Genomic DNA, 18,391 nt, shown 5'->3' with positions numbered 1-18,391 from the left:
CGCTTACGCCAGCTTGGCCTTCAGGGCATCGACGAAACGGGGGTCGACGCTGTAGCCCAGTTCGCTGGCCTTTGCCATGTTGCGCTCGGACTCCCGAAAGTCGCCCTTGAAATAAAGCGCGACCGCCAGATTGTTGCGGGCCATCGGGGAGTCGGGTTCCAGGGTGACGGCCTGGCGGGCCGCCTCCACCGCCTTGTCGTCTTCCTCGACCATGGTGTAGGCTGAGGTTAGGTTGATCCAGGCGGTGATCAACTTGGGATCGATCTGCACCGCCTTGCTGTAGCATGCGATGGCCTGGTCGACCTCGCCCCGGTGCTGGCGGATGAGGCCGATATTGACATGGGCCTCGGCCATGTCCGGACTGATGGCCAGGGCCTGATGGTTCAGCTCCAGGGCGCGGTCGGTGTCGCCCCGGTCAAAGAAGATGGCACCCAGGTTGATCATCGACTCCATGGATTGGTTGTCCAACTCGATGGCCTTCTCCAATTGGGCGATGGCCTCGTCGATCCGCCCCGCCTGCCGGTAAACCAGGCCGAGATGGTGCCGGGCCATGACATTGTTCGGCTTCTCGGCCACCACCTTTTCCAGTTCTTCGATTACTGCCCCGAGATCGGCAGTTTTTGGTGTTTCCGTCATATGTGCGACCTTTTCATTGGGTGACTAGACAAACCTGTGCCGGCAGATTCCGGCAATCCGGCCAAAAATGTGCTCCAAAGTATAGACACGAACGGGCCGCATGCAAGAGCGGCCTCATGCCTCGGAATTCCGATGATAGGCGATCAGCCTTCTCTGCTGTTCCTTGGCCAGCACCTTGCGCGCCACCTCGATGTCCCGGCGGATCTGCCGGGACAGGGCATCGATCCCGTCAAAGGCGATCTCGCCGCGCAGGTGCCGCAGGAGGTTGATCTTCAGGGGCCGGCCGTAAATATCGGCGTTGAAATCGAAAATATGGGTTTCCGCCACCAGGCTCGTGTCGCCGAAGGTCGGATTGTAGCCGATGTTGGAAACGCCGCCATACTGTCTGCCGTCGTAGATCACCTGGGTGACGTACACGCCCCGTTTGGGGCAGAGGTCTTCTTCCGACAGGTACAGATTGGCAGTGGGAAACCCGAGCTGCCGGCCTCCGCGCTGGCGTCCCCACTGCACGTCGCCGCGAATCTGATACCAGCGGCCGAGCAGCCGGCGGACATCCCCCATCTTGCCGGCAGCCACCAATTCCCTGATCCGGCTGCTGGAAACCAGCTTGTCCTGCTCGTAATGGGCGGGCATCACCATCACCGAAAAGCCTTTTTCCTCGCCCTGTTGCCGCAGGAAAGCCGTATCGCCCCGGCGGCCCTTGCCCATGGCGTAATCGTAGCCGACCACCAGATCGCGCATGCCCAGCCGGCCGAGTAACACCTTGTCCACGAATTCATTCGCGGTGGTCATCGCCATCTCGCGGGTGAAGGGGATGATGACCAGCACGTCGATCCCGGCCCGACCGATCAACTCGATCTTCTGGGGCGTGGTCGAAATCAGCCGGATCCCCTGGGGGCTCAGCACCTTGAGCGGATGCGGATCGAAGGTGACGGCGATGCTGGTGCCCTTGTTCTGCCGGGCACGGGTCACCACCAGATCGAACAGCATCTGATGGCCGAGATGCACTCCGTCGAAGTTGCCGATGGTGACGTGCGCCCGCGAAAAAGGGGCCGCGATCTCATTGAGGTCGGTGAATATTTCCATGGAAGCTCCGCCGGCTTCCGGCGGACTCGTTGTATAGCAAAACAGTGAATTCCCGGCGCCAGGACTCCCTTGCAACCATGGAAAGGAGGATATGTACCCCAAATCGGGAAAACACGCAAACAGTTCATGCCCTTTGCCGGACAGGAGCGCTTCGAGGATGCGCGGCGCCGGCCACGGGACCGCGCCGGAGGCCTCGATCCGCAACAACCGGGAATCACAATATTTTATCCAAAAAAAACAATCTATTCAACCGGTACACCGGCAATCGCCCCTGCGGTTTTCACCGGCTCGTACCGTTCCCACACCCCGGTTTCCGCGCCGCAGACGCAAACATTTGTCATCTTCGCCAAAGAATTGCTTGACAAACACCCCGCCGGCGAGCATATTTGCTGCCGCAGTGCCGAAGTGGCGGAATTGGTAGACGCGCTAGGTTCAGGGTCTAGTTGGGGTTCCCCAGTGGAAGTTCGAGTCTTCTCTTCGGCACCATCTTATTATCGACGGATTTCCACGGAAATCCTTTAACCCCGGAAAATCGACTGATTTTTCGGGGTTTTTTCTTGCCCTTCCGCCATCTTTCCGCCCCCTGCCCCTCTCCGAAGTCCCGGCCAAGTCTCCTAGCGGCACCGATATGCCGGCATAAATCCCGCCATATCGAAACCGTATTTGCCGCGCGCCGGTTTATCCGGTACAATGGCATCTGTATCTGTTCATCCACGGCGTTCATTCGATTTTCCCGCAACCCGATTGCCCCTCCAGGAGACTTCCATGGACCAGCCGATTGTCGATCCCGCCAGTAATCACGCCTATACCTCCATCTTCCAGGGAACCGGAGTCGAGGATTTCAAGAAATGCATCCAGCATCACCTGATGAGCTTCCAGGGCCGCGATCCGGACCGGGCCGGCGATCCGGATGTCTACCGGGCCTTGTCCTACGCGCTGCGCGACGTGCTGATGGAAAAATGGATCAAGACCCAAAAGACCTTCTATGCCGGCAAGATGAAGCGGGTGTACTATCTCTCGCTCGAATTCCTGGTCGGCCGGTCGCTGGGCAACGCCATCATCAACATGGGCCTGCTGGACGAGGTGACGCAGGCGGTGGAACAGTTGGGCTACGATCTGGAACGGCTGCGGGAATGCGAGGAAGACGCGGCCCTGGGCAACGGCGGCCTCGGCCGGCTGGCCTCCTGCTTCATGGATTCGATCGCCACCATGAAGATACCGGCCTATGGCTACGGCATCCGTTACGATTTCGGCCTGTTCAATCAGAAGATCGTCGACGGCTTCCAGGTCGAGACCCCCGACAGCTGGCTGCGGCTGGGATCGCCCTGGATGTACGAGCGCACCTCGTTCATGTATCCGGTCCAATTCTACGGCCACGTCACCACCACCACCGACAAGAACGGCCGCTTCCGAGCCCGCTGGGCCGATACCGAAATCGTCATGGCCATGGCCTGCGACATGCTGGTGCCGGGGTTCAACAACGACCACGTCATCAACATGCGTCTGTGGCGGGCCAAGGCCTCGCGCGAACTCGACCTGCGCTCCTTCAATGCCGGCGACTACATCAGCGCCGTGGAAAGCAAGGTCAAATCCGAGACGATTTCCAAGGTCCTCTACCCCAGCGACGATATCAGCGAAGGCCAGGAACTGCGCCTCAAGCAACAGTATTTCTTCGTTGCCGCCACTTTTCAGGATATTCTCCGCCGCTACCGCAAGGATAACGACACCTTCGACGATTTCCCCAACCAGGTGGCGGTGCAGCTCAACGACACCCACCCGGCCATCGCCATCCCCGAACTGATGCGGCTTTTGCTCGACATCGAGGGACTGGGATGGGAGCAAGCCTGGAATATTTGCGTTAAGACCTTTGCCTACACCAACCACACCCTGATGCCCGAAGCCCTCGAGACCTGGCCGGTCAGCATGCTGGGCCGGGTGCTGCCGCGCCACCTGGAGATCATCTACGAGATCAACCGGCGGTTTTTGGTCGAGGTGGCCCTGCTCTATCCGGGAAACATGCGGAAGATCCAGGAAATGTCCCTGATCGAGGAAGGCCCGGTGCGCCGGGTGCGCATGGCCAATCTCGCCATTGTCGGCAGCCATTCGGTCAACGGGGTGGCCGCGCTCCACTCCGAATTGCTGAAGAATTATCTCTTCCGCAATTTTGACGAAATGTGGCCCGGAAAAATCAATTCCAAGACCAACGGCATCACCCCGCGCCGGTGGCTGCTCAAATGCAACCAGGGGCTGGCCCAGCTCATCGGCGAAAAAATCGGCTACGACTGGGTCGTGGACCTCGACCGACTGCGCGGCCTGGAGGCCTACAGCGACGATCCATCCTTCCACCGCCGCTGGCAGGCGGTCAAACTGGCCAACAAGAAACGGCTGGCCAAGATCATCGCCGCCGACTGCTGCATCGAGGTGGATCCGGACACCCTGTTCGACATCCACGTCAAGCGCATCCACGAGTACAAACGGCAGCTGTTGAACGTTTTGCACGTGATTCACCTCTACCAGCGGCTGATCACCTGCACCGACGAACCGATCACTCCCAGGACCGTTATTTTCGCCGGCAAGGCTGCGCCTTCCTATCACAAGGCCAAACAGATCATTAAACTCATCAACTCGGTCGGAGCCGTGGTCAACAACGACCCCCGCATCGGCAACCGGCTGAAGGTGGCCTTCATTCCCAACTATTGCGTCTCGCTGGCGGAACGGATCATTCCGGCCGCCGATCTCTCCGAGCAGATTTCCACCGCGGGGACCGAAGCCTCGGGCACCGGCAATATGAAATTCGCCCTCAACGGCGCCCTGACCATCGGCACGCTCGACGGCGCCAACATCGAAATCCGCGAGGAAGTGGGCCCGGAGAACATTTTTATTTTCGGCATGACCGCCGATGAGGCGGAGTACGAAAAGAAGTGCAAGTCGCGCACCCCATGGCAGATTTATGAGAACAACCCCGAGGTGCGGGCCATTGTCGAGGCGATTGCCAACGGCGTGTTCAGCAACGGCGACACCGAACAGTTCCAGCCGCTGGTCAACGATCTCCTCAACGAAAACGACCCCTATCTGTTGCTGCTCGACCTAGAGTCATACCTCCAGTGCCAGCGTCAGGTGGGCGAGCTATACACCGACCGCGCCACCTGGACCAGGAAGTCGATCCTCAACGTGGCCCGCATGGGCAAATTCTCCAGCGACCGAACCATCAAGGAATACGCCGAGAAAATCTGGCAGGTAAAGGTCGGGGAGTAAGCGGACGCGGTTGTCAAAGATGCGGCAGCCGCTTGAGCTGCCGCGCTCCCTTTCGGGAGAGAGGGGGATGGTGCGGAATCTCAGAACTCTTTCTTGAGGAAAACATCGCCGTAGTGTTTGAGTTCGGCGATGGACTCGCGGATGTCGTCGTGGGCCAGGTGCCGGCATTCCTTGATGAATCGGGGCAATTCCGGAGCCCAGCGCTGGGCCAGTTCCTTAAGGGTGCTCACGTCGATATTGCGGTAGTGGAAGTAGTGTTCCAATTCCGGCATGAAGCGGGCCAGGAACCGCCGGTCGTGCCAGACCGAGTTGCCGCACATGGGCGAAACCCGGCGCCCGACCCATCGTTTCACGAACTCCAAGGTTTCGAGTTCCGCCTCGCGGTAGGTGTAGGAGCTGCCGCGCACCCGCTCGATCAGGCCTGAATCGCGGTGGTGCTTGCAGTTCCAGGCGTCCATGGCGGCAAGCACCTCTTCCGGCTGATGAATGGCGATAACCGGCCCCTCGGCCAGGATGTCCAGGCGGGAGCTGGTCACCACCGTCGCCACTTCCAGGATGCTGTCGGTCAGGGGGTTCAACCCGGTCATTTCCAGGTCGATCCACACCAGATTGCCGTCGTCTTTCATCGCATTCGGATTCCTTCCGTCTCGCTGCACCAGGGCCCCCCTTCCTTATCCTTTCAGTGGACCACAGCCTGGTTTTCGCTTCAACCTTTTTTCTTCTTTCTTTCCGGGCTTTCATCCGGGAAGATGCAGCCACGGGCCCTCTTTCCCTTAAAAGAAATCCCCCATAACCAAACAGGAAACAGCCGCCTCGCCCCTCGCCCTGCCGGGGAAAAATTCGATGGCCTTCCCGGATAAAATATGGCAGAACGAACGAACAGCCAACCGCAACGCCGGTAAAATTGCCCACGAAGTGCAACCGTTCGCGACCGCGGACCGTTTTCCCCCACCCCATGGAGCGCCATGCCCCCGACCAGCACCGGACAGCAGTACGACGTGATCGTTGTCGGCGGAGGCCCGGCCGGGTTGTTCGCCGCCTACCATCTCAGCGAGCACACCCCGCTTCGCATCCTGTTGATAGAAAAGGGCAAGCCATCCCTGAAACGGACCTGCCCGATCGGGGAAAAAGGCTGCGCCCACTGCCAGCCGTGCAACATCCTGTGCGGCATTGGCGGTGCTGGTCTCTTTTCCGACGGCAAACTCAACTTCATCCATAAATTGGGCAAGACCGACCTGACCCAGTTCCTCGGCATTGCCGACGCCTGCGCCCTGATCGACGAAACCGAGTCCATCTTCAATCGTTTCGACATGGACGGCCAGGTCTATCCCACCGATATGGAACAGGCCCGGGCCCTCCGCAAGGAGGCCCGCAAAAGCGGCATCGAGTTATTGCTGATCAGACAAAAGCACCTCGGCAGCGACAACCTGCCCCGGCACATCGAAGCCATGGTCCGCCACATGGAACAACAAGGGGTCCGCTTCCACCATGCCGAAGCGGTCCGGGACATCCTCGTCCACCGTGGCCGGGTGACGGGAGTGGAAACGGAGCGGGGCACCTACCGCGCCGATTCGGTCGTTCTGGCGCCGGGCCGGGCAGGGGCCGAATGGGTTGCCGGCCTTGCCGGCCGCAGCAACATCCGGGTGTCGCAACGCGGCATCGAGGTGGGGGTTCGGGTTGAAGTGCACAACGAGATCATGCAGGATCTCTGCTCGATCATCTACGATCCCACCTTTTTCATCCGCACCGCCAAATACGACGACCAGACCCGCACCTTCTGCACCAATTTCGGCGGCTACGTCGCCTTGGAGAACTACCAGGATTTCGTCTGTGTCAACGGCCACGCCCGCTCGGACCGCAAATCCGACAACACCAACTTCGCCTTTCTGTCCAAGGTGGTGCTGACCGACCCGGTGGAAGACAACCAGGCCTACGGCGAATCCATCGGCAAGCTGGCCACCCTGATCGGCGGCGGCAAGCCGATTCTGCAGCGCTACGGCGATCTCAAACGGGGGAGGCGTTCCACCTGGAACCGCATCCGCAACAGCACCATCGAGCCGACCCTGAAGAACGTGGTCTGCGGCGATATCGCCATGGCCCTGCCCGAGCGGATTCTTACCAACCTGGTCGACGGCCTGGACCAGCTCAACCAGATCATCCCCGGGGTCGCCAACGACGAAACCTTGCTTTATGCCCCGGAAATAAAGTTCTTCGCCACCCAAGTGGACACCAACCACGAACTCGAAACCGCGATTTCGGGCCTGTATGTCGCCGGTGACGGTCCCGGGGTGGCGGGCAACATCGTCTCCGCCGCTGCAACCGGCCTGATTGCCGCGAAGGCGATCGCCGCCCGCCGGCGCAAGGAGTGAACAACCATGCCAACCGCGACGAGAACCCCGGTCACCACCGACAAAGCTCCGGCCGCCATCGGCCCCTATTCCCAGGCCATGGCCACCGATACCCTGCTGTTCACTTCCGGCGCCATTCCCCTTGATCCCCTGACCGGAACCATCCCGGAGGGGAGCATCGAAGACCATGCCCACCTGGTTTTCCGCAACCTGTCCGCCATTGCCGAGGCAGCCGGCACCAGCTTGGACAAGGCGGTGAAAGTGACGGTCTTCCTTACCGACATCTCCCATTTCCAGCGGGTGAACGCCGTCTACGCCCACTATTTCTCCGAACCCTATCCGGCGCGCAGTGCCTTGCAGGTGGCGGCCCTGCCCCTGGGTGCCTCCATCGAAGCCGAAGCGATCATCGCCCTGTAGACACAAACGCCAACCGACCCGTCGCTGTTTTTTTTTGCTTGGCCCATGCACCGCGACTCCATCCCGGGCATGCTGGCCGCCACCACCTTGTGGCTAGATCGCATCGCCGGACAGTTGCTCCGGGTTGGCTATCCCCCTCCCCCATCAATACCACCATGTGCCATCAACGCCTTGTCCGCGTTCCGGCCGAATTCGTCCCGAACCTTGCACCGGATGCCGGCACCGTGTGCCCTTTCCCTGTTTCCAGCAGAGTGCTGGGCGCGTTCCCCGGCATTCTACCGAGGGCACAGGCGCCCGGAAAAAGCCAAAAAACGTTTGACAGCCCGACACTTTTGAAATAGAAATTACGCACTTTGCGGCCCCCTGTTTTCGACCCGTTCCGCCGGAAGCCCAACTTCGCTCATAGGTTACGAAAAACGCGGGCATCAGCTACGCTCTTTTGCCATAAACGGGTAAGGGGTTCGTGTGCGAGCGACCTCCCTGCGCCCTTTTTTTATGCGCTTTCTTCTCACCCCAACTAGGAGGAAACGGTGGCCTACACATCCATTGAACTTACCTGTGGCGAAGGCATTGCAACCCTGACCTTCAACCGGCCCAAAGCCCTCAACGCCCTCAACACCATCCTACTCGAAGAATTCGCCGATGCCCTCGAAAGCATCAAAAAAGACGAAAGCATCCGCGTTCTCATCCTCACCGGTTCCGGCGAAAAAGCCTTTGTCGCCGGCGCCGATATCACCGAAATAGTCACCCTGACGCCCCTTGGCGCCAAGAAATTCGCCCAGCGCGGCCAGGACGTCATCGGCAGGCTGCAAGCACTCGCCATTCCGGCAATCGCCGCGGTCAACGGCTATGCCCTGGGCGGCGGCTGCGAAATGGCCCTGGCCTGCGATTTCATCTATGCTTCCGACAAGGCGATTTTCGGCTTGCCCGAGATCAGTCTCGGCGTCATTCCCGGATTTGGCGGCACCCAGCGCCTGCCGCGCCTGATCGGGGCCAACCGGGCCAAGGAGATGATCTTTACCGGCAAGCACCTGACCGCCGTCGAGGCCAAGGAGATCGGCCTGGTCAACAAGATCTTCGCCCCCGAGGAATTGATGGCGGCTGCCAACGAGACCGCAAAATTGATCGCCGGCAAGGGCAAGGCCTCGCTGTGCGCGGCCAAGCAAACCCTGAACCAGGGGCTCAACGCCGACCTGGTCACCGGACTTGCCATTGAGCGGGACGCCTTTGCCCTTTGCCTGGCCAGCCAGGATGCCAAGGAAGGGACGGGCGCCTTTTTGGAAAAACGCAAGCCGGTTTTCGCCGGTGGCCTCAACGACTGACGCCAGAGCTGAAACCCCAAGGGAGGAGAGCGATATGAACGAAGTGGTGATTGTCAGTGGCAGCCGGACAGCGGTTGGCGCCTTTGGCGGCAGCCTCAAGGATACCCCCGTGGTCAAGCTCGGGGCCAGCGTCATGCGGGAGACCCTGCGCAAGGTCGGACTCCGGCCGGCCGCCGGTCCCGACCTGTTGGCACTCGCCCCCGGCAAGCTGCAGGGGCAGGGACTGATCGAACTGGAAACCGGGGCCGGCGCATGGGAGAGCGCCGCCACCCCGATCGACATCGACGAAGTGATCATGGGCAACGTCCTCCAGGCCGGCCAGGGGCAGAATCCGGCTCGCCAAGCCATGGTGCGGGCCGGGCTTGCCAAGGAAACGCCGGCCTTCACCATCAACAAGGTCTGCGGTTCCGGCCTCAAGGCCATTGCCTTGGGCGCCCAGGCGATCATGACCGGCCAGGCCGAGGTGATCCTGGCCGGCGGCCAGGAAAACATGTCCATGGTGCCCATGGCCCTGCCCAAAGCCCGCTGGGGCCACCGCATGGAGCTCACCGGCATCGGCGAAGTGTATGACCTGATGGTCTACGACGGCCTCTACGAAATCTTCTACGGGTACCACATGGGGGTCACCGCCGAGAATATCGCCCGGATGTACAATATCAGCCGCGAAGACCAGGACCGCCTGGCCGTGCTCAGCCACGCCCGCGCCTTGCGGGGCATCAAGGAGGGCCTGTTCGCGGACGAGATCGTCCCGATTCCGGTGAAGGCGGGCAGGCAGGAGGTGCTGTTCGCCCAAGACGAACGGCCCATGGAAACCTCCATGGAAAAAATGGCCAAACTCCGGCCGGCCTTTGCCAAGGACGGCACGGTGACGGCCGGCAACGCCTCGGGCATCAACGACGGGGCGGCCGCGGTCCTGATGATGAGCGCTGCCAAGGCCAAACAGCTTGGCCTCAAGCCGCTGGCCACCATCGAGGGCTTCGCCTCCGGCGGGCTTGACCCCGCCTACATGGGGCTCGGCCCGGTGCCGGCCATCCTGAAGGCGCTCAAGCAGTGCGGCAAGATCATAGCCGACATCGAGATGATCGAGCTCAACGAGGCCTTCGCCGCTCAAGCCATCGGCTGCATGCTGGAGTTGGGCATCGATGTGGAAAAGCCCAACCAACTGGGCAGCGGTATCTCCATGGGCCATCCCATCGGCTGCACCGGGGCCCGGCAAATGGTCACCGCCATTCACCACATGCAGCGCACCGGCTGCGCCACCGGCCTGATTTCCATGTGCATCGGCGGCGGCATGGGCATGGCCATGGTAATTGGCAATCCGAACAAATAGGTTTCGACTTCGCGGCCGGACGCCCCGGCCGGATTCATATATCTTTCAGGACAAGGGAGAGTGGTTATGGAAGTGAAAACATTCGGAGTGATCGGCGCCGGCCAGATGGGCAACGGTATTGCCCAGGTGGCCGCGACCAGCGGTCTGTCCGTCATCATGCACGACATCAAGCAGGAATTCGTTGAACGCGGCTTGGCCACCATCGCCAAGAATCTCCAGCGCAACGTCGACAAGGGCAAACTGGCCGCCGCCGACAAGGATGCCATCCTGGGCCGCATCAAGGCCACGACCGATCTCAAGGACTTGGCCGCCGCCGAGTACGTGGTCGAGGCCGCCTCCGAGAACGAATCGATCAAATTCAAGATTTTCGAGACGCTGGAAGAGATCTGCCCGCCGCACACCATCCTGGCCTCCAACACCTCTTCCATCCCCATCGGCCGCATCGCCTCGCACACCAAGCGGCCGACCAAGGTGATCGGCATGCACTTCATGAACCCGGTTCCGGTGATGAAGCTGGTGGAGGTCATCTGCGGGCTGGCCACCTCGCCCGAAACCCTGGCCATCACCCTCGAGTTGACCAAGCGGATGGACAAAACCCCGGCCCAATCCAACGATTTTCCGGGCTTCATCGCCAACCGCATCCTCATGCCGATGATCAACGAGGCGGTTTTCTGCCTGTATCATGGCGTCGGCACCAAAGAGGACATCGACACGGTGATGAAATTGGGGATGAACCATCCCATGGGGCCGCTTGCCCTGGCCGATCTCATCGGCCTCGACACCTGCCTGGCCATCATGAACACCCTGCACCAGGGACTGGGCGACTCCAAATACCGCCCCTGCCCGTTGCTGCGGCAGTATGTCGAGGCCGGTTGGCTGGGCCGCAAGACCGGACAGGGTTTTTATATTTATAAATAAAGCGAACAGCAGGGGAATCCCGGCCGACGCGGCCGGGCAGCTTTCGCAGAGGAGACGACGATGAGCGAACTGGCATTTCAGGATCAGTATCCCGACGACTATGCCCATTGCTATGGCTGCGGTCGGCTCAATCCCCAGGGACATCATCTGAAAAGCTATTGGGACGGGGAGGAGACGGTTTGCCGCTTCACCCCGGACCCCAAATATACCGGTGGTTTTCCGGGCTTTCTGTACGGAGGCATGATCGCCTCGCTGATCGACTGCCACGGCGCCGGCACTGCGGCGGCCGCCAAGGCCAGGGAAGAGGGCAAGCCGATCTCGCGTTTTGTCACCGCGTCCCTGAAAGTGGACTATCTGGCCCCCACCCCGATTAACACGGAATTGGAGGTGCGCGGCAAGGTGGTCGAGATCAAGGGCCGGAAAGTGACGGTCGAGCTGAGCTTGGCTGCGGCCGGAACGCTCTGCGCCAAGGGCTCGGTCCTCTATATTCAGATCAAGGGACAAGAATAAGGGAGACGCACGCCGATAAGGCGCGTTTTACGCGCCACCGACACGAAGGGATAGGAGATCCGCCTGGGGCGGCGGATTCCTGCCGGAGAAGAAACCAACGCTGTTTCGGCTGGGGCGGCAACCCGCATGCCCATCGCAAAGTCGAAAAACACACCATTATTCAGGGGGAGAACAACATGAATTTTGAATTGACCGAAGAGCAGAAACTGATCCGCGACATGGTAAGAAGCTTTGCCGAGACCGAGGTCGCGCCTTCCGCCGCCGAACGGGACGAGACCGAACGTTTCGACCGGGCTCTGATGTTCGACCGGCTGGCCGAACTGGGCCTGACCGGGATCGTGTTTCCGGAAGAATACGGCGGCGCCGGAGCCGACTACATCAGCTACGCCATTGCCGTCGAAGAGCTCTCCAGGGTCTGTGGCTCCACCGGCGTCACCCTGTCGGCGCATCTCTCCCTCTGCGCCAACCCCATCTACATGTTCGGCACCGAGGCCCAGAAGCAGAAATTCCTGACTCCTCTGGCCAAGGGCGAGAAAATCGGCGCCTTCGGCCTGACCGAGCCGTCCGCGGGCTCCGATGCCGGCGGCACCAAAACCACCGCCACCCGTGACGGCAACGACTGGATTCTCAACGGTTCCAAGATTTTCATCACCAATGCCGGTGAAGCCGAGATCTACGTGGTACTGGCCCGGACCGACAAATCCGCCGAAAAGCACCGGGGCATCAGCGCCTTCATCGTCGAGAAAGGGACCCCCGGCTTCTCCTTCGGCAAGAAGGAAAAGAAGATGGGCATTCGCTCCTCCCCCACCATGGAGTTGGTGTTTGAAAACTGCCGCATCCCCGCCGAGAACCTGCTCGGCCAAGAAGGCCAGGGATTCAAGGTGGCCATGAAAACCTTGGACGGCGGCCGCATCGGCATTGCCGCCCAGGCTCTGGGCATCGCCCAGGGGGCCTTCGATGCCGCCTGCGCCTATACCAAGGAGCGCGAGCAGTTCAACAAGCCGATCGCCGCCTTCCAGGGTGTGTCGTTCCAGCTGGCGGACATGGCCACCCAGATTGAGGCCGCGCGTCTGCTGATCTATAACGCCGCCTACAAAGCCAGCGCCGGCCTGCCCTACTCCCAAGATTCGGCCATGGCCAAGCTCTTTGCCTCGGAAACCGCCATGCGGGTCACCACCCAATCGGTGCAGCTCCACGGCGGCTACGGCTACACCCGCGAATTCCCGGTCGAGCGGATGATGCGCGACGCCAAGATCACCGAAATCTACGAAGGCACCAGCGAGGTGCAACGCGTGGTCATCGGGGCGGCATTGGTCAAATAAGTCGTCCTACGGCCGCATGACGGCCGCATTGCTTGATGGAACGGTCTTGCCAAGAAGAGAGCAACGGCGTCAGCCGCCTCTCTTCTTCTGTAAAAGCATGAACACAACATCCGTTGTTGGGTAGGAAGGGAGAGCCGGGATGGAGTTTACCCGTGAAATTTATTGGAATGTCGGTCATGGGTTCGCGACCTTGGCCCCTATGTACGGCCTGCTGCTGGTGGCCGTGGCTATTTTTGCCCTCGGCCTGGTCAAGCGGCTTAAGGTCTACCGCCTCGGACAGCCGCTGGACCGGACTGACCAGCGGCGCGAACGGATCAAGCACATGCTGGAGACGGTGCTCCTGCAGACCAAGGTTTCTCGGGTGCCGGGCGCCGGCACGGCCCATGCGCTTTTTTTCTGGAGTTTTTTCGTCCTGTTCATCGGCACGACCCTGATCGTCCTTCAGGCCGATTTTTCCGACCTGCTGTTCGGCATCAAATTTCTCAAGGGGACCTTCTACAAACTCTTTTCCCTGACCCTTGACCTGGCCGGCCTGACGGCCATCCTGATGTTGGCCGGCCTGCTGGTGCGGCGGTATATGGTCCGGCCGCAGGGCCTGGTGACCAAAGGCGACGACGCCCTCATGCACGGCCTGCTGTTCGCCATCCTGATCACCGGTTTTCTGATCGAGGGCGCCCGCATGGCGGTCACCGAATTGTACGTGCCCCAACTGGCGGCCTGGTCTCCGGTCGGTTGGGGCGTGGCCGCCCTGCTGGCCGGAGTGGGCGAACCCGGGCTGCGGACCCTGCATACCGGGCTCTGGTGGTTCCATCTCCTGCTGGCCCTCGCGTTCATCGCCGTCCTCCCCTACTCCAAATTCCGCCATATCCTCACCACCAGCGCCAACGCCTTTTTTGCCGACCTCGGACCGGTCGGCAAATTGAGCACGGTCAACCTCGAAGACGAAAACACGGAGAAATTCGGCGCCAACGAACTGGCCGATTTGCGCTGGAAGGACATTTTCGACGCCGACGCCTGCACGCTGTGCAAGCGGTGCCAGGACCGGTGCCCCGCCTACGCCACCGGCAAGCCCCTGTCACCGATGCAGGTCGTCAACCAGATCGGCGAGGTCGCCTTTGCCAAGCCGGATGCCAACCTGATCGAGACCATCGGCCGCGAGGCCATCTGGGCCTGCACCACCTGCCGTGCCTGTCAGGACATCTGCCCGGCATCCATCGAGCACGTGGGAAAAATAGTCGAGATGCGGCGCAACTTGGTGCTGATGGAAGGCGAATTCCCTGGCGAGGAGGTCATGGCCGCCATGGAGCAGACCGAAGTCAACGGCAACCCGCTGGGTATGGGCTATGCCTCGCGCGGCGACTGGGCCGAGCCTCTGGGCGTCAAACCGCTGTCCGAGGACCCCGAGGTGGATGTGCTGTATTTTGTCGGCTGTTACGCCTCGTTCGACAAACGTAATATCGCGGTGGCCACCAGCTTTATCAAGCTCTGCCAGGCCGCCGGCATCAAGGTCGGCATCCTCGGCAAGGAGGAGAAATGCTGCGGTGAGCCGATGCGGAAGATGGGCAACGAATATCTCTACCAGACCTTGGCCATGGAAACCGTGGAGATCATCAAGGGATACGGCGTCAAAAAAATCGTCACCACCTGTCCCCACTGTTTCAACACCCTGACCAAGGACTACCGCGATTTCGATTTCGACATCGAGGTCGTTCCCCATGCCCTCTTCCTCGAAGAATTGGTTACCGGCGGCAAGCTGCCGATCAAGGCCGAGGACTTTGCCTGCACCTATCACGACTCATGCTATCTCGGCCGGCACAACGGTCTGTACGATGCCCCGCGGAAACTGATCCGATCGATGGGCGGCCGGATCGTTGAAATGGCAAAAAATCGGGACCAGGCCTTTTGCTGCAGCGCGGGCGGCGGGCGGATTCTGGCCGAGGAAAAACTGGGCGAGCGAATCAACGTCAAGCGCGTGCAGATGGCCGTGACGACCGGTGCCGGGCAGTTGTTGGCCAACTGTCCCTTCTGCCTGACCATGTTCGAGGACGGCGTCAAGGGTGCCAATGTCGAGGAACAATTACGTCCCAGGGATATAGCCGAGGTGCTGGCCGAGCGGCTCGCCTCGGAAAATGCATAGAAGAAAAACCATTAGAGTCGAATCTGATTGCTGGAGGAGCACAATGAACATACTGATCTGCATCAAACAGGTTCCAGACATGGAATCGAAATTCAAGATCAACGGCGAGGGCACCTGGTATGACCGGGCGGACCTGGCCTGGCGAATGAACGAGTACGACGAGTATGCCGTCGAGCAGGCGGTACGGCTGAAGGAGCAGGTCAAGGATGCCGACCTGACCGTGCTGTGCATCGGTCCGGACCAAGTGACCGAATCCATCAAGAAAGCTCTGGCCATGGGCTGCGACCGGGGGGTGCACATCACCGATCCGGATTCTGCCCAACGCGAGCCGATCACCATCGCCACCATGATTGCCGGTTTCGCCAAGGACAAGAATTTCGACATCATCTTCACCGGCATGCAGTCGCAGGACCGCGGCAGCGCCCAGGTCGGGGTGATGGTGGCGGAGTTGCTCGGCATCCCGGCGGTGACCACCATTGTCGATTTTGCCTACGACAACGGCTCCATCCAGGTCAAACGCGAATTGGAAGGGGGGAGCAAGGCCCTAGTCACGGCCACCGCGCCAGTGGTGCTCACCTGTCAGCTGGGTCTCAACACTCCCCGCTATCCGACCCTGCCCAACATCATGAAGGCCAAGAAAAAAGAGCTGCTCGCCCTGGCTCCCGACACCGGCGGCATCGGTGCCCGGCAGGAAACAGCGGCTTGCTATTTTCCCGAGAAGAAGGGCGGCGGCCTGGTGCTGGAAGGCGAGATTCCCGAACTGGCTGACAAACTGATTCAGCTGCTCAAAGAAAAAACCTCTGTTTTGGCCTAGGAGAGATTCATGAAGACCTTACTTGTGGCGGAATTCCGGGAAGGAAAACTGCGCGCCGAATATAGCCAACTGATCGCCTTCGCTCAACAACAGCAGACCGAGGCGGCCATGTTCCTCGTGGGCAGCGCCGGCGAACTTCCCAAGTTCAACGGCACCCTGTATCTGGCCGATGCGGCCAAGCATGGCGAATACAACCCCACCGTGCATAAGCAACTGCTTTTGGAGGTGATCGACAAGGAACAACCGACCCAGATTGTCTTTCTGCATTCCTCGTACGGCTGGGATTTGGCTCCGCGCATCGCCGTGGCGCTTCAGGCGGCGCAGATTTCCGAAATCATTGCCGTTGAAAACGGTCTGCCGGTTGTCCCGGTCTGCAACGCCAAGCTGCGGCGCAGTATCAAATCCACCACCGGCCGGACCGTGCTGACCATTCAGGCGGGCGCTTTCGGCCTGGAAGGCGAACCCGAAGGCACGCCGACCGTGGTGGCGATCGATACCGGTGCCACCGGCAAGGTGCAGTGCACCGGCTATGAGGCCGCCAAAATCGAGGGCGTGGACCTGACCAAGGCAGAGATCATCGTCAGTGCCGGCCGCGGCGTGGGCAAGCCGGAGAACGTGGCCATGGTGCAGGCCCTGGCCAAGGCCCTGGGCGGCGAATACGGCGCCAGCCGGCCGGTGGTCGATGCCGGTTGGGTCGAGCACAATCGGCAAGTCGGCACCACCGGTAGCACGGTCACCCCGAAGCTTTACGTGGCCTGCGGTATTTCAGGCGCCATCCAGCACCTGGCCGGCATGAAAAAATCGGATTTCATCGTTGCCATCAACACCGACAAAGATGCCCCCATCGGCGAGGTAGCCAGTGTTCTGGTAGTGGCCGACCTCAAGCAATTCCTGCCAGTGCTGACCGAAAAGCTCAACGCGCGCTAGGCGGGTTTTCAACCGCTTGCTTGTTTAGCAACCAACGCCGCGTGGCCTCCCTGGCCGCGCGGCGTTTTTTTTTGCAGAACCCTCGTCCTGCCAGCGCCGCTCCAACCCCGTCGGAAAATACGGTTCTATTGAAACCTCTTGATATTTCTCCTCTTTACGTTCGTCGAAACGACAAACAAAGGACGTTCGGGACAAGGATGACGCCTGGCCACATGTCGAACGCGGTGAGAAATATCACTTGAGCAAACGGCTTTCCGGAGCGTCAAGAACACCGTCGATTGCCAGCGAACGAGCCTGACTGAAGTCCGATGGGACGCAGAAATAAAAAAAGCCGCCTCCCAAACGGGAGACGGCTTCCAAGTTTTGGCGGCCAGAAAGGGATTCAGCCTTCGACGACCTGAATGCCCTCGAGTTTCCAATCCTCGGTGAGAACCGGCCGGGCCCAGGTCCATTGCTCGGCAAATTTCACCGGCTCGGTCATGCTGCCCTCGATAAGGGCGCCGGTTTTGTCGTCCACGGTATAGTCGAGCAGGTTGGCGGTGAACAGCACGGTGACATAATCCTCGCCATTGTTGCAACCGGCATCCACAATCTCCAACCTGCGGATGGCGATGCTTTCCAGTTTATTGATTCGACCGGATTCGCGCATCCGGGCAAAATGCCCCTCATACTCCGCGGCCAACTGGGTGCCCAACAGATGCCGGTAGGAATCCAGATCCCGGCGCATCCACCCGGCCTGCACCTTGAAGAAGACGTCCGAAGCCACTTCGAGGAAATATTTATCGTCAAATCCGGGATCGGTCTGCCGAATCTCCGCCAATCCCTGCTCCGCGGTGTGCACCTCGCGGATCGGCGGCACAGGCGGGACCGAACCGCCGCCAAAAGGGGATTGTTCGGCCTGGAATCTGCTGGAACCGGGGGATTGGTATCCGGCCGAGGAAGGGGCCGGTGGCCGGTTGACGAACCGCTTGTAGAGAAAATAGCCCACACCGCCCAGAAGCAGCAGGGGCACGATGCCGATACCGTTGCCGCCCATGCCGAACATGCTGCCGAAGAGCAGGCCGCCCAAGGCACCGCCGACCAGGCCGCCCATCAGGCCCCGGCCAAAACCGCCGCCCGGTTGCTGCATCTGTTGCTGTTGCCGCTGTTGGCCGAATTGACCGGGTGCAGTTTGTTGGGGAGCGGACTGCCGCATGGGGCTGCTGAACGAACGTCCCCCGGATTGAGACCGGGCATCGGCGGCAGGAGTGAACACGGTGGCATCGACGAGCGTCAGGGTAAACACGACCAAAAGAAAGGGGGTCAATCGTTTGAGCAAGGCAAGCATAATGAATTGTCCATCGAGAAGGTTGGCGGGTGCAAAATCAAT

15 protein-coding genes and 1 tRNA gene are annotated in these 18,391 nt (G+C 60.6%); 12 read left to right on the top strand and 4 right to left on the bottom strand.

Annotation, left to right across the window (positions count from 1 at the left end; translation table 11 throughout):
* Positions 1-3: 3 nt before the first annotated feature.
* Both RMR13_RS13040 and RMR13_RS13035 read right to left on the bottom strand, forming a co-directional pair.
* Positions 4-636 carry a tetratricopeptide repeat protein gene (locus RMR13_RS13040; RefSeq protein WP_310601061.1) on the bottom strand — a complete coding sequence of 211 codons (633 nt, stop codon included), beginning with the start codon at positions 634-636 and terminating at the stop codon, positions 4-6.
* A 114-nt stretch (positions 637-750) separates the two neighbouring features.
* Entirely contained in the window at positions 751-1,722 is a 972-nt protein-coding gene (locus RMR13_RS13035; RefSeq protein WP_310601060.1) for a bifunctional riboflavin kinase/FAD synthetase, read from the bottom strand.
* A gap of 399 nt (positions 1,723-2,121) precedes the next feature.
* On the opposite strand from RMR13_RS13035, the gene RMR13_RS13030 reads away from it, so the two are divergent.
* Together RMR13_RS13030 and RMR13_RS13025 are read left to right on the top strand one after the other, a co-directional pair.
* Positions 2,122-2,208: transfer RNA gene (locus RMR13_RS13030), tRNA-Leu, on the top strand.
* A 279-nt stretch (positions 2,209-2,487) separates the two neighbouring features.
* On the top strand, positions 2,488-4,977 hold the full coding sequence (locus RMR13_RS13025) for a glycogen/starch/alpha-glucan phosphorylase (protein WP_310601059.1): 2,490 nt from the start codon (positions 2,488-2,490) through the stop codon (positions 4,975-4,977).
* An 80-nt stretch (positions 4,978-5,057) separates the two neighbouring features.
* Here the strand turns inward: RMR13_RS13025 and orn are convergent, their stop codons facing one another.
* On the bottom strand, positions 5,058-5,603 hold the full coding sequence (gene orn / locus RMR13_RS13020) for an oligoribonuclease (RefSeq protein ID WP_310601058.1): 546 nt from the start codon (positions 5,601-5,603) through the stop codon (positions 5,058-5,060).
* 339 nt (positions 5,604-5,942) lie between these two features.
* Here orn and RMR13_RS13015 point away from each other — a divergent pair, with 339 nt between their 5' ends.
* From RMR13_RS13015 to RMR13_RS12970, 10 genes are all read left to right on the top strand, one after another.
* Complete coding sequence (locus tag RMR13_RS13015) at positions 5,943-7,346, top strand: FAD-dependent oxidoreductase (RefSeq protein ID WP_310601057.1); 1,404 nt, start codon at positions 5,943-5,945, stop codon at positions 7,344-7,346.
* Positions 7,347-7,352: 6 nt separating this feature from the next.
* Positions 7,353-7,742, top strand: a complete 390-nt coding sequence (locus RMR13_RS13010; protein ID WP_310601056.1) for a RidA family protein — start codon at positions 7,353-7,355, stop codon at positions 7,740-7,742.
* A 530-nt stretch (positions 7,743-8,272) separates the two neighbouring features.
* Positions 8,273-9,064, top strand: a complete 792-nt coding sequence (locus RMR13_RS13005; protein ID WP_310601055.1) for an enoyl-CoA hydratase-related protein — start codon at positions 8,273-8,275, stop codon at positions 9,062-9,064.
* A gap of 34 nt (positions 9,065-9,098) precedes the next feature.
* The gene (locus RMR13_RS13000; protein WP_310601054.1) at positions 9,099-10,394 is read left to right on the top strand and encodes an acetyl-CoA C-acetyltransferase; all 1,296 of its coding nucleotides are present in this window, start codon (positions 9,099-9,101) and stop codon (positions 10,392-10,394) included.
* Positions 10,395-10,460: 66 nt separating this feature from the next.
* A complete protein-coding gene (locus tag RMR13_RS12995; protein ID WP_310601053.1) occupies positions 10,461-11,312 on the top strand; it encodes a 3-hydroxybutyryl-CoA dehydrogenase in 852 nt (283 codons plus the stop codon).
* Positions 11,313-11,372: 60 nt separating this feature from the next.
* On the top strand, positions 11,373-11,822 hold the full coding sequence (locus RMR13_RS12990) for a PaaI family thioesterase (RefSeq protein ID WP_310601052.1): 450 nt from the start codon (positions 11,373-11,375) through the stop codon (positions 11,820-11,822).
* 176 nt (positions 11,823-11,998) lie between these two features.
* A complete protein-coding gene (locus RMR13_RS12985; protein WP_310601051.1) occupies positions 11,999-13,144 on the top strand; it encodes an acyl-CoA dehydrogenase in 1,146 nt (381 codons plus the stop codon).
* A 139-nt stretch (positions 13,145-13,283) separates the two neighbouring features.
* Positions 13,284-15,281 carry a heterodisulfide reductase-related iron-sulfur binding cluster gene (locus tag RMR13_RS12980; protein WP_310601050.1) on the top strand — a complete coding sequence of 666 codons (1,998 nt, stop codon included), beginning with the start codon at positions 13,284-13,286 and terminating at the stop codon, positions 15,279-15,281.
* 43 nt (positions 15,282-15,324) lie between these two features.
* Positions 15,325-16,095: an electron transfer flavoprotein subunit beta/FixA family protein gene (locus RMR13_RS12975; protein WP_310601049.1), complete on the top strand. Its 771-nt coding sequence runs from the start codon at positions 15,325-15,327 to the stop codon at positions 16,093-16,095.
* 9 nt (positions 16,096-16,104) lie between these two features.
* The gene (locus RMR13_RS12970; RefSeq protein WP_310601048.1) at positions 16,105-17,022 is read left to right on the top strand and encodes an electron transfer flavoprotein subunit alpha/FixB family protein; all 918 of its coding nucleotides are present in this window, start codon (positions 16,105-16,107) and stop codon (positions 17,020-17,022) included.
* A 382-nt stretch (positions 17,023-17,404) separates the two neighbouring features.
* On the opposite strand, the gene RMR13_RS12965 is transcribed toward RMR13_RS12970, so the two are convergent.
* A complete protein-coding gene (locus RMR13_RS12965; protein ID WP_310601047.1) occupies positions 17,405-18,349 on the bottom strand; it encodes a Tim44 domain-containing protein in 945 nt (314 codons plus the stop codon).
* Between the last annotated feature and the right edge of the window lie 42 nt (positions 18,350-18,391).

The sequence above is a fragment of the Desulfobulbus sp. genome (genome assembly GCF_031547805.1).
Lineage (GTDB): Bacteria > Desulfobacterota > Desulfobulbia > Desulfobulbales > Desulfobulbaceae > Desulfobulbus.
This window is presented reverse-complemented; position numbering and strand designations above follow the sequence as displayed.